This is a genomic window from Streptomyces sp. NPDC028991, assembly GCF_055564775.1.
This window is the reverse complement of the sequence record NZ_JBVHVP010000005.1, coordinates 346579-362041: the sequence shown is the minus strand read 5'-3', so window position 1 is coordinate 362041 and position 15463 is coordinate 346579. Positions and strand designations below refer to the sequence as shown.

13 protein-coding genes and 3 pseudogenes are annotated in these 15463 nt (G+C 70.6%); 10 read left to right on the top strand and 6 right to left on the bottom strand.

Annotation, left to right across the window (positions count from 1 at the left end):
* Positions 1–39 precede the first annotated feature (39 nt).
* The 3 genes from ACZ4V1_RS14255 to ACZ4V1_RS14245 form a co-directional block, all read right to left on the bottom strand.
* The gene (locus ACZ4V1_RS14255) at positions 40–1770 is read right to left on the bottom strand and encodes a BCCT family transporter (protein WP_468334410.1); all 1731 of its coding nucleotides are present in this window, start codon (positions 1768–1770) and stop codon (positions 40–42) included.
* An 80-nt stretch (positions 1771–1850) separates the two neighbouring features.
* Positions 1851–3146 (bottom strand): M14 family metallopeptidase, encoded by a 1296-nt coding sequence (locus tag ACZ4V1_RS14250; protein ID WP_468334407.1) that lies wholly within the window; start codon positions 3144–3146, stop codon positions 1851–1853.
* A complete protein-coding gene (locus ACZ4V1_RS14245) occupies positions 3143–5104 on the bottom strand; it encodes a Xaa-Pro dipeptidyl-peptidase (RefSeq protein ID WP_468334404.1) in 1962 nt (653 codons plus the stop codon). Before ACZ4V1_RS14245 ends, ACZ4V1_RS14250 begins: the two co-directional genes overlap by 4 nt.
* 140 nt (positions 5105–5244) lie before the next feature.
* Between ACZ4V1_RS14245 and ACZ4V1_RS14240 the strand changes: the two are divergent.
* Positions 5245–5587, top strand: a pseudogene (locus tag ACZ4V1_RS14240) (M1 family peptidase); the annotation flags it as partial.
* 227 nt (positions 5588–5814) lie between these two features.
* Here ACZ4V1_RS14240 and ACZ4V1_RS14235 read toward each other — a convergent pair.
* Positions 5815–6012 (bottom strand): hypothetical protein, encoded by a 198-nt coding sequence (locus ACZ4V1_RS14235; protein WP_468334401.1) that lies wholly within the window; start codon positions 6010–6012, stop codon positions 5815–5817.
* Positions 6013–6121: 109 nt separating this feature from the next.
* On the opposite strand from ACZ4V1_RS14235, the gene ACZ4V1_RS14230 reads away from it, so the two are divergent.
* From ACZ4V1_RS14230 to ACZ4V1_RS14195, 8 genes and pseudogenes are all read left to right on the top strand, one after another.
* Positions 6122–6763, top strand: coding sequence for an HAD family hydrolase (locus ACZ4V1_RS14230; RefSeq protein ID WP_468334398.1), 642 nt, complete (start codon positions 6122–6124; stop codon positions 6761–6763).
* 107 nt (positions 6764–6870) lie between these two features.
* Positions 6871–8058, top strand: coding sequence for a helix-turn-helix domain-containing protein (locus ACZ4V1_RS14225; protein WP_468334395.1), 1188 nt, complete (start codon positions 6871–6873; stop codon positions 8056–8058).
* Between the two features lie 379 nt (positions 8059–8437).
* The gene (locus ACZ4V1_RS14220; protein WP_468334392.1) at positions 8438–8629 is read left to right on the top strand and encodes a hypothetical protein; all 192 of its coding nucleotides are present in this window, start codon (positions 8438–8440) and stop codon (positions 8627–8629) included.
* The gene (locus tag ACZ4V1_RS14215) at positions 8626–9105 is read left to right on the top strand and encodes a DUF6415 family natural product biosynthesis protein (protein ID WP_468334389.1); all 480 of its coding nucleotides are present in this window, start codon (positions 8626–8628) and stop codon (positions 9103–9105) included. Before ACZ4V1_RS14220 ends, ACZ4V1_RS14215 begins: the two co-directional genes overlap by 4 nt.
* A 339-nt stretch (positions 9106–9444) precedes the next feature.
* Positions 9445–10575 (top strand): radical SAM protein, encoded by a 1131-nt coding sequence (locus ACZ4V1_RS14210; RefSeq protein WP_468334386.1) that lies wholly within the window; start codon positions 9445–9447, stop codon positions 10573–10575.
* The gene (locus ACZ4V1_RS14205; protein WP_468334383.1) at positions 10572–10751 is read left to right on the top strand and encodes a hypothetical protein; all 180 of its coding nucleotides are present in this window, start codon (positions 10572–10574) and stop codon (positions 10749–10751) included. The genes ACZ4V1_RS14210 and ACZ4V1_RS14205 overlap by 4 nt, the downstream gene beginning before the upstream one ends.
* Before the next feature lie 91 nt (positions 10752–10842).
* Positions 10843–11712 carry a GNAT family N-acetyltransferase gene (locus ACZ4V1_RS14200; protein WP_468334380.1) on the top strand — a complete coding sequence of 290 codons (870 nt, stop codon included), beginning with the start codon at positions 10843–10845 and terminating at the stop codon, positions 11710–11712.
* Between the two features lie 241 nt (positions 11713–11953).
* A pseudogene (locus ACZ4V1_RS14195) lies at positions 11954–12606 on the top strand (M1 family aminopeptidase); the annotation flags it as partial.
* A 28-nt stretch (positions 12607–12634) separates the two neighbouring features.
* Here the strand turns inward: ACZ4V1_RS14195 and ACZ4V1_RS14190 are convergent.
* Positions 12635–12978, bottom strand: a pseudogene (locus tag ACZ4V1_RS14190) (macro domain-containing protein).
* 54 nt (positions 12979–13032) lie between these two features.
* Positions 13033–14502 carry an amino acid permease gene (locus ACZ4V1_RS14185; protein ID WP_468334377.1) on the bottom strand — a complete coding sequence of 490 codons (1470 nt, stop codon included), beginning with the start codon at positions 14500–14502 and terminating at the stop codon, positions 13033–13035.
* A 232-nt stretch (positions 14503–14734) separates the two neighbouring features.
* On the opposite strand from ACZ4V1_RS14185, the gene ACZ4V1_RS14180 reads away from it, so the two are divergent.
* Positions 14735–15457, top strand: a complete 723-nt coding sequence (locus ACZ4V1_RS14180) for a MerR family transcriptional regulator (RefSeq protein ID WP_468334374.1) — start codon at positions 14735–14737, stop codon at positions 15455–15457.
* Positions 15458–15463 lie beyond the last annotated feature (6 nt).

The window sequence follows — 15463 nt, the reverse complement described above, 5'->3', positions numbered from 1 at the left end:
CCTTCCCGCTGTGGCGCCCGTGCGCCGATTCCGGGTCGGTCAGTGGTGCTTGCCGATCGGGTCGCCCTCCACGTCCGTGCCGGGGCCGGGGCCGATGCGGATCTCGAAGTCGCCCTCGTACTGCTTGTGACCCTCGATGACGGCCATCTCGACGGCCTCGGAGGCCATCTCGCCGCGCACGATGAGCGGGTCGCGGCGCAGGTCGCGCATGAGGGCGATGCACATGCCGATCATCACGATGACGAAGGGTGCCGCCGCGAGGATCGTCAGGTTCTGCAGACCGGTCAGTGCGTCTCCCTCGCCGCTGCCGACCAGGAGCATGATGGCGGCGACCGCTCCGGTCACCACGCCCCAGAAGACCACCACCCAGCGGCTGGGTTCGAGCGCGCCCTTCTGCGACAGGGTGCCCATCACGATGGAGGCCGCGTCGGCGCCCGAGACGAAGAAGATGCCGACGAGGACCATCACCAGCAGGCTGGTGACGGTGGCGATCGGGTATTCCTGGAGCACGGCGAAGAGCCGGCCCTCCGGGGTCGTCTCGTCACCGAGCCGGTTCTGCTCCTGGAGCCTCATCGCCGAGCCGCCGAAGATGGCGAACCAGATCAGGCTGACCGTGCTGGGCACGAGGATGACGCCGCCGATGAACTGGCGGATGGTCCGGCCCCGGCTGATGCGGGCGATGAACATGCCCACGAAGGGCGTCCAGGAGATCCACCACGCCCAGTAGAAGACGGTCCAGCTGCTCAGCCATTCGGCGACGCCCTCGCCGCCGCTGATCTCGGTGCGGCCGGCCATTTCGGGCAGGTCGCCCAGGTAGGCGAAGACCGAGGTCGGCAGCAGGTCGAGGATGAGGATGGTCGGGCCCGCCGCGAAGACGAACACGACGAGCAGCAGGGCCAGCACCATGTTGGTGTTGGACAGCCACTGGATGCCCTTCTCGACACCCGAGATCGCGGAGGCCACGAACGCCGCCGTCAGCACCGCGATGATGCCGACCAGCAGTCCGGTGCTGACCTTGTCCATCCAGTCGAGTTTCTCGACGCCGGACCCGATCTGCAGGGCACCGAGGCCGAGCGAGGCCGCGGAGCCGAAGACCGTCGCGATGATGGCCAGGATGTCGATGACCCGGCCGCTGACGCCGTTGGCGTGCTTCTCGCCGATGAGCGGTGTGAAGACGGCGCTGATGGTCTGCCGGCGGCGCCTGCGGAAGGTGCTGTAGGCGATGCCGAGGCCGACCACGGCGTAGATCGCCCACGGGTGCAGCGTCCAGTGGAAGAGGGTGGTGGCCATGGCCGTCGCCATGCTGTCGCCGGTGTCGGCGGGGCTGGTGCCGGGCGGGGCGGCCTCGAAGTGGGCCAGCGGTTCGCTCACACCCCAGAACATCAGACCGATGCCCATGCCGGCGCTGAACATCATGGCGACCCAGGACACCGTCCGGAATTCCGGCTTCTCGCCCTCGGCGCCGAGGTGGATGCGGCCGTAGCGGCTGGCCGCGAGCCAGAGGGCGAAGACGACGAACCCGGAGGCGGCCAGCACGAACGCCCAGCCGCCGTTGTGCATCAGGCCACTGAGCATGCTGCCGGAGGCGTCCTCCAGCGAGTCCGTGCCGGCCGCGCCCCAGACGACGAACGCCAGGGTCAGGATCGCGGTGACGCCGAAGACGACGCGGTCGGTCCGGGGCTTGTGCTCCTGCCCCGGCAGGCCCGCTTCCGAACCCGGCAGCGTGCCTCTTTCGTGATGGTCCTTGTCGCTTGGTCGGTCCTGCGTCACAGGCGGCACCTTTCAAGTCGGTGAGGCTGAAAATACTCCTCCGCTACGCCCTTACCACGCGCGACGCGGAACTCACCTCCTCAGCAGCGGGTGTCGGGTACACCCACCGTCAGGTGATACGTCGCACGCTCGTCCAGGAGCAGCGGCACGAGGGCGCGCAGCGGCTGGCGCAGCGGTACGTAGGCGCCCTTCTCCCCGGCCGGACGCACTTGTACACCGTGCAGTGCGAGTTCGTCCTCCAGGTCCGCGTACTGGTCGGGAGTGAGCCGGTAGCCGCAGGGCGGGTCCTCGATCACTTCGGTGGGCTCGGCGGGGTCGTTGTCCGCGCCACCGACGTAGACGGGTCCGGTACCGGCCAGGCCGGACCACCGTGCGGCCGCGGTGGCCGCCTCCACGCGCCCGCGCCGCCGGTCCGCGTAGCGGAACATACCGTCCAGGGCCGCGAGCTGGGACTCCACCCGGCGCCGGTTGTTCAGCGCCTCGTCCTCGCGCTCGGCGTCCGTGAGGGCGTCGACACGGCTCTCGATGAGCAGACCGACCGCGTGTTTCACGCCGGACATGTTCCGCAGGATGCGTTCCTGGCCGTCGCCGGCGGTCTGCTTGATCGGGTCACCGGTGACCGGGTCGGTCCAGATGCCGTAGGTGCCGGTCGAGTGGCCGGCCTGCTCGGCGGCGGGGCGGACGTACGACCCGGACAGGGTGCGGGCCTCGTCGTGGACCCGGCTGTGGGTGTTGAGGTTGCGGGGCCAGAGGTCGAAGAGGTCCTTGTCGTAGTACGGGGGTGTGGCGCCGTACTCGTGCAGGTCGTAGACGACGTCGGGGCGCCGGTCGCGGACGACGGCGGCCAGGGCCCGGGCCTCGGCCGTCTTCAGGGCGAGGTGGTCGCGGTTGATGTCGACGCCGTCGCCGTTGCCGCGGGTGTCGGCGGCCCGTCCGTCGGGGTTGACGGTCGGCACGACCAGCACGGTGGTGCGGTCCAGGAACCGCCGGGTCCGCCGGTCCGTCGCGTACGCCAGGTCGCGGACGGTGGACAGGCAGGCCTCGCGACCGGACGGCTCGTCGCCGTGCTGACTGCACACGAGGAGCACCTTGTTCGGGGCGGAGTGCCTGCCGATCGTCACCAGCTGGAGCGGGCGGTTCTGCTTCGTGGTGCCGATGGGGTCGACGGTGACGCGGCTGCTCGCCCGGTCGGCCGCGGCCAGCAGCGCCTGTTCCTCGGGCTGGGTGGTCCAGCGGGCGCCGTGCGTCTTCTCGAACCCGGTACGGGGCGCGTGGTGGGCGGTGCCGGACGCGTGGGCCGGTGCGGTGAGGAGGGACGCGGCGAGGGCCGCGGTGGCCGCCGCGGTGGTGACGGTGAGGGTGCGCAGGCGGTTCATCGGACTCCCTTCGGGACGCGGTGGGCCTGGTGCGGCGCGGTCACGCCGTCGAGGGGCGTGGGTGCGGGGGCGACGGCCGTCGTACCGGCGGTGGCCCTGGCGAACGCGGCGGTGCCGCCGACGAACGGTACGCGTGCCGACGTGCGGGAGAGGTCCACGGTGAGTGTCGGCGTGTCGGCGGGCGGGTCGATGAGGTCCTTGTCGGTGCCCGCGACGATCAGCGCGAGGCGGTGGCCGGCCGGGACGACGTGGTCGGTGGCCGCCAGGTCCAGGGTGATGGTGTACGCCTTGCCCGGAGTGAGCGGGCGGCCCCGCCACTTGGAGGCGTGGTTGCCGAGGTCGGCCCAACCGCGGCTGACGATCGTGTAGTCCACGTCGGTCGTCTTCGCCGCCGTCTCCTTGTAGCAGGAGCTGTCACCCGGGGTGCTCGGACCCCAGCAGGTGCGGCCGGTGAGGGTGGTGATGCCCTCGCCTGCGTCGGCGTAGTCGCGGATGGTGTCGGGGCCGAGGTCGACGAGTACGGCGGAGAGGTGGGCCGTCGGGGTGCTGGACCGCGCGGTGACGGTGACCTCGGAGGCGCCGGACAGGCGCAGGTCGCGGGTGAGCGGGCCGGTGACGAACCCGGCCTTGCCCGGGGTCGGCTCGTCGATGTGCGCGGCCCAGTCGGTCTCGCTCAGGGCGGGGTCGTCGGTGAAGGTCTCGGTCCCGCGGTCCCTGCGCAGTCCGAGGGTGCCGACGCCTGGCTGCTCACCGTCGGCGGGGCGCAGGGTGGTGGTGGCGGTGGAGCGGGGCGGCCAGGTCCTGGACGTCTCCCACTGGTCCGGCCGGCGTTCGATGTCGGCCATGGGCTCGCGGTCGATTCCGTTGTCGTAGCCGAGGAGTTCGTGGTCGAACCAGCGGTGCAGGGTGTCGACCCACTCGGCCCGGCGGAAGTCGAAGGGGTCGACGTGGCCGGTCTGGGAGAGCCAGATCTTGCGGTCGACGCCGTTCTTCGCGAGGGCGTTCCACCACGGTCCGACGTGCTGCATGCGGACGTTGAGGTCCTGCATGCCGTGGACGAGGAAGACGCTCGCCTTCACCTTGCTCGCGGCCTTCACGTAGTCGCGCTCGGACCACAGCCGGGTCCAGTCGCCGGTGCGCGGGGCGCCGTCGACGAGCTTCTGCTGCACGGCGTCGCAGTGTGCGCGGGCGTCGGGGCTGTTGACGTAGTCGGAGAGCCAGTCGGGGCCGGAGTCGTAGAGCGGGGCGCCCTGGCTGAAGTAGTAGTCGTACCAGGAGGAGATCGCGGCGATCGGGACGATGGTCTCCAGGCCCTCGACACCGGTCGCGGCCACGCCGTTGGCGATGGTGCCGTCCCAGCTCTTGCCGATCATGCCTGTCCTGCCGTTGGTCCAGTCGGCCTCGGCGCGCTCGCCGCCGGTTCGGGTGGTGTACGCCCTCGCCCGGCCGTTGAGCCAGTCGACGACGGCCTTCGCGGACTCGATGTCGGAGCGTCCGCCGACGTCGACGCAGCCGTCGGAGCGGTTGGTGCCGGCCAGGTCGACGCCGACGAAGGCGTAGCCGCGCGGCACGAAGTAGTTGTCGTAGTACAGCGGCATCCCGACGACGTTCCCGTCGGCGTCGTAGGTCTTCTTCTGGCTCTCGTTGCCGCGCCCGCAGCAGGAGTAGTACGGGCTGGCGTCCATGATGACGGGGATCTTGCGGCCCTGTGCGGCGGGTTCGCGGGGGCGGACGATGTCGACGGCGACGCGGTCGTCCTCGCCGTCGCCGTCCCCGTCGTACCCGGTGTCCACCCAGACGGCCTCGCGGATGGCGTCGTCGTAGGAGTGGACGGGTTCGCTCTGTCGCGGGGTTGCGGGTTGTGCCGTCGCGACGGGCGTGAGAAGGGTTGCCATGAGAGCGGCCGTGGCCGCCGTCGCGAGCGGTCTCCAGATCGTGAAGCGCGTCCGTATCGGCATGCGCGGACGGTACATCGGTCAACTCCCGCGCAGAAGAGGGCAACGCGTGTCTCAGGACGGGCGGATGGAGATTCGTGTGACCGGGGTGGCCGTGGACATGGCCGCGCCCACAGTGGCTGAATGGACTCCGAACAGGCTTCGTGGCCCTACGACTTGTAGCTTTCGCGCACCGCGGAATCATCGTGCCGGGCGCACTGGCGCCGCCTCCCTCACGCCGGCGATCCCGGCGTCGGCGGCGGCCCACTCCCCGGCGCTCCGGGCATCGGCGACCCCTACTACCCGGCCTACGGCAACGGCGGACACGACGTCTCCCACTACGACCTGCGCCTCAAGTACCAGCCGGTCACGGACCGGCTGGAGGGACCGGCGACGATCCTGGCCCGCACCACCCAGGACCTGTCACGGTTCGATCTGGACTTCCTGCTGGACGTCGGCGGGGCGCGGGTGAACGGCGCGAAGGCGTCGTTCACGACCTCGGACGAGCCCGGCACCATGCCCCTGCCGGTCACCACCGTCCACTGCCGTGCCGCAGATTCCAGCGGGTCACACGGTCGTTTTCGAGTCGCCGGAATGGTCGGAGCCAACGGTGGACGACCACCGGCCAGCGGTAGTGTTCACGGACGACGCAGGGACCCGCTGGCGACGAGACTCGTACTCGAAGCTGGAGGAGATCCCGCCCGGGGCTGCGCCGTGATGGGCGTCACCGGCCGTCAGTGCGCCCACATCTCCGGGCCGCCGCTCCGCCACTCGATCGGCTCGGACCTGGCGACGTCCAGGTCGTCCCAGCCCTCCAGGCCAGCGTTCAGGAGGAAGACCGTCAGGTCGTGGAGGCTGTACGCGGTTCCGAGGATCTCCCCGTCGACGCGCACTCGTCGGCCGCCGGTCTCGCCGGGCGGGTAGACGATCACACGCCTGTCGCGGGTCGTACCTCCAGGCTCGCCATAGGGCAGGCGACGCGCACGGTGAGCATGGCATCCGGATGGCTCGGTGATCGGCCGTGCCTCTAGGCTTCCGGGCGTGATTGAGACCATGGTGTTCGACGTCGGCGAGACGATCACCCGGGACGACCGGTATTGGGCGTCCTGGGCCGACTGGCTGGGCATCCCCCGCCACACTCTGTCCGCGCTCGTGGGGGCAGTCGTCGCCCAGGGCAAGGACAACGCCGAGGCCCTGCGCCTTGCACGGCCGGGCATCGACATCGCAGCCGAGTACCGAGCTCGGGAATCCGCCGGCCGCGGCGAAGCCCTGGGCGAGGCTGACCTCTACGACGACGTCCGCCCGGCTTTGTCTGCGCTGCGACAGATGGGCGTGCGCGTGGTCATCGCCGGGAACCAGACACCGCGCGCCGGGGAACTGCTGCGCGGTCTGGACCTCCCGGCGGATCTGATCGTCACCTCGGGAGAGTGGGGCGTCGCCAAGCCTCACAGGGACTTCTTCCGGCGCGTGCTGGAGGTGGCGCAGGCGGCCCCGAGCGCGACTCTGTACGTCGGTGACCACCCAGCCAACGACGTGTTCCCCGCGAAGGAAGAAGGGCTGCGCACGGCGCATCTCCGGCGCGGCCCGTGGGGGCATTTGTGGGCGGACGCCGATGACGTCGTGGCGGCGGCGGACTGGCGGGTCGACACCCTCACCGAGCTCGTCGGCGTCACCCATAGCTGACGGGTACGAAACGGCCCCACCAACCGAGGATCGGTGGGGCCGTTTGTGTACACGGCGCGTACAGGCGCGAGTACCGTTCGGAGTGGATGCACTGAACTGGAGTCAGCATGGCTGCACTTACGGACGAGGGGGTAGGCCGACGGATCGCCTACTACCGCAGCGTGGTCCGCCCGAAGATGACGCAGCAGCAGCTCGCCGACGCGGCCTGCGTCGCGCTCGGCACCATCCGGAAGATCGAACGGGGCGAGCGCGGCGTCACCGACGCCACGCTGCAAGCCATCGCGGATGCCCTGGGAGTCGACCCTTCTCGCCTGCGCTCCGATCGCGGTGCAGCGCAGACTCGTGTCCACGCCGCGTTGCCCGCGCTCTCCGCGGCGATTGCCACCTACGATCTTCCCGAGGACGGGCCGGTCCGCCCGCTGGGCGACCTGCGTACGGCGGTCGCTGAAGCAGCACGATGGCGGGTGGGCGCGCAGTACACGAGGATTGTCCGAGCGCTCCCCGACCTGCTGGTTGAACTCGCCCGCGCCTTCCACGAGGCTCCCGCCGAAGACCGTGCCGAGTTGGCCGGGCTCTTGGTCAGGGCCTACCGCTCCGCGGACGCTGTGGCCTACAAGTTCGGCGCCCGGGACCTGTCTGCCCGCCTCGTCGAACTGATGCGGTGGGCAGCCCCCGAAGCCTCTGATCCCGTGTTGACCGCGTCCGTCGCCTACGTTCGCACCGAGACATTCTTCGCGGCCCGCGCCCACGCTGCCGGCCTGCGGGCGTTGGAGCAGGCGCTGGACGCTGCCCCTGCCCCCGTGCGCGCGTCGGCCATCGCGGCCCGCGGCGCCCTCCATATGAGAGCGGCAGTCGTTGCGGGCCGCGTCCAGGACTCCGCCGCGGCAACTGGTCACCTCGACGACGCCCGCGAGCTGGCCGACCGGGTCACTGAAGGCGTGTACTGCGGCACCGCGTTCGGCCCCGACTCCGTCCGTACCCACGAGGTGTCGGTCGCCGTCAGCCTCGGAGACGAACATGTCGGCCGTGCCTTGGACGTCGCCAGCGAGTGGAGGCCTCCCAAGGACCTGCCGGCGGAACGCCGCAGCGGCTTCTACATCGAACTCGCCCGCGCCCAGCTGTGGACCGGGCTCGCCGATGACGCCTTCGAGTCCTTGAAGGTCGCCCGGCACATCGCGCCGCAGCACACGCGGGAGCACCCGTGGGTCCGCGAGGACGCGGCCAAGCTGCGCCGCCTGAAGCGAGCGGACTCGGAAACGCTCACGCACTTCGCTGAATGGTGCGCCGCGACCTGAGCGGCCTGCCCCGGGTACCCCTTGGTGGGGTACTTGTGCCCTTCGCCGGCCCCCACCATCTGTTGCACGCGCAGGAACCAGCAGATGGGAACCGGGATGCCTGACGTACTCCCGTTCGCGCCCACGGTCATTCACGGGTGCGTGAGCATTGTCCGACTGCATGGCGAGGCCTGCTTCGACTGTGGGGCCGTCCACAAGACTCTGCGCGCGGCTGGGCACGTCGTGGTCCGGGGCAGCAACCGCGTGTGGGAGGTCTTCACGTGCGGTTGCCGCAGCTCAGGGGTCGCTACGTGACCGGTGTACGGACGTCTGAAGACCCCGGCGGCCGGGCGAACGGCCCCGGGGCGTGGCCAACGCTCAACGAGGGAGCGCCGACACCATGAAAACTACAGCCCGCAGAAGGCCCGGGGTCAAGATGACCCTGCACGTCTACCGCGTCACTGCTGATGGCACGGTCACCGACGACCGCGGCACGGTGAACGTCAAGGGCACGGAAACGCCGCCGCTGCGCGACGTGTACCCGCCGTGCAAGTGCCCGCTCCACCACGCCACGAAGGCGGCGAACCGGTGAACACCACGCGCCCCGAGACGGCCGCACCCGCCACCATGCGCGCCACTGCTACCTGGTTCCTGGCGCGGCGCACCCTCCCGCGCCACGGCGTCGTGATGAGCTTCGACCACGACTTGCGCGACTACCTGAACGAGCTGGCCCCCAGCGTTGAGCAGCTGGCCGCCGCCCGGAACGACGACCTGCCGGCCAAGGTGGCGCTCACCGGCATCGGCGTGGCTCGCGGTCGCATGGGAGTGCCGGAGGCCGCCGGGCTGCTGGGGGAGTTCGAGCGTGTGAAGCAGCTCGCCCGCTCCGTGGCCGACCTGTGCGATCACTACGACGCGCTCACCGGTGTGGTCATGTGCCTGGCCTGCGACCGGGCGATCCAGTCCGGCGACGGCTCGGTGCCGTACGACCAGGGCAGCCCGTCCGGGAGCGCCGTCCGGGCCGGCCGCGTGCACGCCCGCTGCGTCAACGTCGGCCGCCCTCGCCGCTGACCGCCTGCCCCGGCGTCCCACGGCGACCGCAGGGTCAGGGTCGCACCCCAAGAACGCCCGTCCCGTCGATGGACCGCAAGCCGTCAGCGGGGCGGGTCCCACGGAACACCTGGACGAAGGAGTCCCTGTGTTGACATCCACATCCCCGAGCGCGGCCAAGCGCCCGTTACTACCGCTCGCCGAAGCGTGCCAGGACTGCTCCGGCAGTGGTGCCGACCCGAAGACCGGTCAGAGCTGCCGTACGTGCAACGGGCTGGGGGAAATCTACTGCGCCATCCCCGGGCCCGCGCGTCCCGTGTCGGGCCCGCCCCTGCTCGGTGCAGGGAAGGAGGCGGCGTCATGCCGCACAAGTTGATCGCCAGCCCGTTCCTCGACGGGCACCTGCTGCTGCGCCCCGGAGCCCGGACGGGTACCCGGATCCCGGCCGAACACTACGAACAGCTCCAGGCCGCCGCAGCCACCGGGCAGACTGTGCCCGACTGGGCGGCCGGCACCGCCGCCAGCACGTGGGGCCTCGACGTCGCCGGCCTCCCCATGGACGGCACCGTCCTGGTCCGTGAGCCGTCACCGTACGGCTACTGCCGGGCCTCTTGGGAGATCAACCTCGGCTGCAACTACGGCTGCCCCCACTGCTATCTCGGGGAGCGGCCCGTCGCCGGCCTGCCCTGGGAGAACAAAGCCCGGCTGCTCGACATCATGCGTGAGGCCGGAGTGCTCTGGCTTCAGATCACCGGCGGCGAGCCCACCATGGACCGCGACTTCGAGGGCGCCTACCGGTACGCGTGGCTCGCCGGGATGATGCTCACGATCTCCACGAACGGCAGCCTGCTGTGGCGGCCCGACCTGTTGCGTCTGTTCAAGGACTGCCCGCCCTACCGGCTCGTCATTAGCCTCTACGGCGCCAGCGAGGTCAGCTACGAGAGGGTGACCCAGCGCCGCGGCTCCTGGAAGGCGTTCCAGCGCGGCATGGCTGCCGCCCGCGAGGCAGGCCTGCAGCTGCGCCTCAACCTGGTCGTCACCGAAGCCAACGCAGGCGAGGCCGACGCGATGGCGGCCCTCGCGCAGGAGTGGGGCATCGAGCACCACGCCTACACGAATATGACCCCCACGATCAGCGGCGGCGGCGAGCCGCTGCTCGCCCAGTCCGCCGACCACCTGCGTCAGCGCAAACCGTTCGCTGGGTGCAACGCGGGCCACACTTTCTTCCACGCCGACCCGCACGCTCTGGTGTCGATCTGCAAGGTCGGCCGCGACGACCGGATCGACCTCATAGCTGAAGGCGTGGACGGACTGTTGCGGCTCGGCTCGATCGCCGACCGCCTCATGCTTCGCACCGGAGGGTGCGAGGGCTGCGCCTTGTCCGGCACGTGCCGGGTCTGCCGCCCCCTGGCCAAGCACTACCAGGAGGCCAAGGCGCCGCTGAACACCTACTGCCAGCACGGAGACAAGAAGGAGAGCGTCATCTCATGACACCTCGACCCGTACCCGTACCCGTACCCGTACAGATTCTGTCCGGCCCTCCGACGGGTGCTCGCCGCGCGGCCCCGCCGGTGGCCGCCGCATCCATCACGGCCGTCGCCGACCTGGACGACATCGTGGAGAGCGCTGAGTGCTCCTGCGACGCCGGTGACGACAACCCCCACTAGTCGTCCGCAGCGCACCAGCTGAACGCTCTGGCCCTGGCGGAACACCCGTCAGGGCCAGAGCCGTGCCCCCCAGAACCACTAAGGTGCCACCATGTTCTTCCGCTGGGACTGGCTACGCCCGGTGCTCACCGCGCCGATCGTTCCCACCCTGGGCCCCGTCCACCCCCACGTGCTGACCGTCGACCTCTTCGAGGACATCCGTACTGCGGCGGCCATGGGCCCGTTCTTCCTCCACTACGACAAAGACCGCCGGTGGAGCAGTGAGAAGGACGAGACCGTGCTCGCCGACGGCATCGTCCACCAGCCCGATCACACCTTGATCCCCGCCCTGTCGACTCGCGGCCGGGGCGCCGTCAAGGTCTTCACCTACGGGCACCAAGCCGAACTCATCCACCAGGCCGCCGACCTCGCGGCGAAGCTCGCTGCCGAGTACGGTGTCGCCGGCGCCCGCGTGCTGCGCCCCCTCGGGCCCGAAGTCGTGCCTGCCACCGGGGTCAGGATTCAGCTCCAAGATTTCACCGCCCGCCCCTGCCCGCCCCCCACCGGGCCCGTGCGCCCGTTCACCGAGTGGCCGGCCGACGTGCGGGAGACATTCGAGCCGTACGCCTGGGCCATGGCTGCGGACGGCTTGCTCTTCCTCCGAACGCAGATGCAAACGGGAGCTACGGGCCCGGTCCTCACCGCAGTCGTTGACGGACGCGTCGTCGGGGCAATCGGGCCGATGGAGATCCGGCCCGACGCGGTCGGCTACCGCCAGCTGATGCCGCAGTACTTCGCCGTCCTACCCGAGGCCCGCGGCCACGGGTTCGGGCGTCTGCTGTGGCGTGCTGCCATGCACTGGGGTCAGAGCCACGGCGCCGACTACCAGCTGCTCCAGACGGAGGTGGGCGGCACATCGGACCGTCTGTGCCGTGCAGAAGGGCTGGCGTGCCTCGGCTTTGTCTGCACGCAGAAGGTGTGACAGGGAACCGAGGACACAGGGCCGCCCCGCTCGTCTGACCAGCGCTGGTGCTTTCGCTGATGTTTCGTCAGGCCCGGCGCTGGCCGCTCGGCTCCCGCCCCGGCGGAGGTCCGCAAGCCTCCGACGGGGCGGCTCTTTTCGTGCAGACCCTCCCCGCAGGTTCCGTGGCGTAGGCCGCGATGCCCTCGCCTTCGAAGACTGCTCCGCCACCAATCTCAGGGACGGTCAGCGATGTGCTTGGGCGCTCGGCGGGTACGTGCCGAACACGGACACCGGGTACGCGCTGGAGACACAGACCCGGCCGTTCTACAGCCCCCGGCAGTTCCGCGAACGGGTCGAACGTGTCCGTCGTCGTCCATGAGCTGGCCCACCAGTGGTACGGCGACCTGGTCTCCGTGCGCGGCTGGAAGGACATCAGGGTCAACGAGGGCTTCGCGCGGTACGCCCAGTGGCTGTGGTCCGAGCACGAGGGCGAGGGCACGGCGCAGGAACTGGCCGACTGCACGTACGCCTCGCACCCGGCCGACGATCCGTTCTGGACGGTGAAGCCCGGTGCCCCGGGGCCGGAGAACCAGTTCGACATCGCGGTCTACGACCGGGGCGCACTGGCCGTCCACGCGCTGCGCAACGCCATCGGGGACAAGGACCTCTTCGCGATCCTCAAGGGGTGGCCCGCGCGGTACGCCCACGGCAACGCGTCCGTCGCCGACTTCCAGCGGTACGCCGAGGAGGTCTCCGGCGAGCCGCTGGCCGCGCTGTTCGACACCTGGCTGTTCCAGCCGTCGAAGCCGGACGCCCCGGCACGCGGCGTCCCTCGCGAAGGCGTCGGACGCGCCCGAACGGCCGCGGTCCCGGCAGAAGATCGCCGCGACGAATGACGCGCACTCGCACTGACCGACTGCCGGGCACCGACCGGCAAAGCTCAGGCGGCGTCCCCGTGGTCGTAGACGGTCACGGGAACGCCGCGCCGCGCGAGCCGCTCGGTGATGAGCGGCTCGACGCGGGGCCACTTGCCGCCGGCCAGGCCGCAGCCTATACGGGGCATGTGCACCGAGGCTCCCAGCTCGGTGGCCTTGTCGGCGAGGCGGGCGAGGGGTCGCGGTGCCAGGCGCGGTAGGCCGCCTCCGGCTCCGGCCAGCGGCGCGAGACGGCCAGGACCAAGCCCCTGCCCCAGCCGCCGAGGTCGTTGCAGACATGGGCGATCACCTTGACGCCCTTGACCGACGGGACGGTGGCGTCACCCCGGACATACCTGATCTCCGACATGACGCCACCGTAGGGGCCACCACTGACAGTGACCGTGAACCGGTTGCTGCTCCGCTACTTGGTGAGCCTGCCCAGCTCCTGCCCGGCGGCGTTCTGCGCCACCCGGCGGCGGACGCCGAACCAGCCGGCCACCAGCATCACCGCGATCACGGGCACGAGGAGCACGGTCTTGCGGCCGACCTCGGGGTCGTTCCACATCAGGACGATCACGGCCAGCAGGAAGGCGATCGTGACGATCTCCGTGACGGGGCTGCCGGGCAGCCGGAAGTGCGGCCGGGCGACCAGGCCCGCGCGTGCCCGGCGCACGAAGACCAGGTGGCAGATCATGATGATCACCCAGGTGCTGATGATGCCCAGGGAGGCGACGTTCAGGACGATCTCGAAGGCCCTGTCCGGCACCAGGTAGTTCAGTCCGACGCCGAGGACGCAGACCGCGCAGGTCAGCAGGATGCCGCCGTAGGGGACCTGACTGCGGCTCATCACGCCGGTGAACCTGGGCGCGGAGCCCGCCATCGCCATCGAGCGCAGGATGCGGCCGGTGGAGTACAGGCCGGAGTTCAGGGAGGACATCGCCGCGGTGAGGACGACGAGGTTCATCACGTCACCGGCCGCCGGGACGCCGATCCCCGACAGGACCGTGACGAAGGGACTCTCGTCGCCCGAGTAGAGCGAGCTCGGCAGCAGCAGGGCCAGCAGGACGACCGAGCCGACGTAGAACAGGGCGACCCGCCACATGATGGAGTTCACCGCGCGGGGGACGATCCTCTCCGGCTCGGCTGTCTCGCCGGCGGCGACGCCGACCAGTTCCAGGGCCGCGTAGGAGAAGATGACGCCCTGCATGACGAGGATGACGGGCATCGCGCCGTGCGGGAGGATGCCGCCGTGGTCGGTGATCATGCCCACGCCCGGGGTGTGCCCGCCCACGTCGTGCTGGGTGGCCAGCAGGAAGATGCCGATCAGCATGAAGCCGACGAGGGTGGCGACCTTGACGATCGCGAACCAGAACTCCATCTCGCCGAAGATCTTCACCGAGATGAGGTTCACGGCCAGGACCACCGCGAGGGCGATCAGGGCGAGCACCCATTGCGGGATGCTCGTGAACATGCTCCAGTAATGCGTGTACAGCGCGATGGCCGTGATGTCGGCGATGCCGGTCGTGGACCAGTTCAGGAAGTACATCCAGCCGGCGACGTAGGCGCCCTTCTCGCCGAGGAACTCGCGCGCGTACGACACGAAGGACCCCGAGGAGGGCCGGTAGAGCACCAGCTCACCGAGGGCCCTGACGACGAAGAAGGCGAAGACGCCGGCGACGAGGTAGGCGATGGCGAGCGCCGGGCCCGCGTCGCGCAGTCGCCCGCCGGCGCCGAGGAAGAGGCCGGTGCCGATCGCGCCGCCGATGGCGATCATGTTGACGTGGCGGGCCTTGAGGTCCTTGCTGTAGCCGGCGTCACCCGCGTCCGCGGGTCGTTCGGCCGCCTGGGGGTGGGCGGCGGCCTGTGCCGTGGCGACGGCGTCCTTGCTCACGGGTGGTACCACTCTCTGGTGCGCCCGGGCGGGGTACGCCCAGGTCGTCCGTACAGCGACAAGGCCCGCACCACCCTTCGCGGCACAGACCAAGGCAGCGCCTTCCCACGACGCTGCGTTGCCATACGGTGTCTCATGTCACACAGCGTGACTTGTCACAAGATCCGTCAGTCGTCTCCACATGAGGCACAAGAGGTGTCACAGCGCTGGTGAGACAGCGATACTGCTGCACATGACGACGACCGACACCGGGGAGCCGGCCCTCACGATCGACGAGCTGGCCGCGCGGGCCGGCGTCACGGTGCGCACGGTCCGCTTCTACGGCACCAGGGGGCTGCTGCCGCCGCCGGCGATCGGGCCGCGCCGGGTGGGGCACTACGGCGGGGAGCACCTGGCCCGGCTGGCGCTGATCGAGGAGTTGCAGCACCAGGGCATGACGCTGGCCGCGATCGAGCGGTATCTCGGGCGGCTGCCGCCGGACCTGAGCGCCCACGACCTCGCGCTGCACCGCGCGGTGGTGGCTTCGTGGGCGCCGGAGACGGTGGAGAGCGTCACGCGCGAGGAGCTGGACCGGCGGGCGGGCCGGCCGCTGACGGACGACGAGGTGGACCGGCTCACGGCGATGGACGTCGTCGTGCGGGACGACGACGCCCCGGACGGGGACGCCTACCGGGTCGACGGCGGGCTGCTCCGGCTCGGCGTCGAGCTGCTCGACGTGCCCTTCTCCCCGGAGACGGTCCTGGCCGCCCGCACGGCCCTCCTCGAGCACTCCCGCGCCGCCGCGCGCGACCTGTCGCGGCTGCTGCGCGACGCGGTCGCCGAACGCGAGGCGCGGGACGTGCGGTCGCTGTCCGCCCACATGCACCCGATCGTGGTGCAGGCGCTGCTGACCACGTTCCAGCGGTCGCTGCGGGAGGAGCTGCGGGAGTGGCTCGACGGGGACGAGGCCGGGTGAGTCCGG

Bases quoted from the DNA above. Each gene is read 5' to 3' on its own strand.
- ACZ4V1_RS14245 (WP_468334404.1), bottom strand. From the start codon at position 5,104: ATGCCGATACGGACGCGCTTCACGATCTGGAGACCGCTCGCGACGGCG.
- ACZ4V1_RS14200 (WP_468334380.1), top strand. From the start codon at position 10,843: ATGTTCTTCCGCTGGGACTGGCTACGCCCGGTGCTCACCGCGCCGATC.
- ACZ4V1_RS14210 (WP_468334386.1), top strand. From the start codon at position 9,445: ATGCCGCACAAGTTGATCGCCAGCCCGTTCCTCGACGGGCACCTGCTG.
- ACZ4V1_RS14250 (WP_468334407.1), bottom strand. From the start codon at position 3,146: ATGAACCGCCTGCGCACCCTCACCGTCACCACCGCGGCGGCCACCGCG.
- ACZ4V1_RS14205 (WP_468334383.1), top strand. From the start codon at position 10,572: ATGACACCTCGACCCGTACCCGTACCCGTACCCGTACAGATTCTGTCC.
- ACZ4V1_RS14225 (WP_468334395.1), top strand. From the start codon at position 6,871: ATGGCTGCACTTACGGACGAGGGGGTAGGCCGACGGATCGCCTACTAC.
- ACZ4V1_RS14180 (WP_468334374.1), top strand. From the start codon at position 14,735: ATGACGACGACCGACACCGGGGAGCCGGCCCTCACGATCGACGAGCTG.
- ACZ4V1_RS14220 (WP_468334392.1), top strand. From the start codon at position 8,438: ATGAAAACTACAGCCCGCAGAAGGCCCGGGGTCAAGATGACCCTGCAC.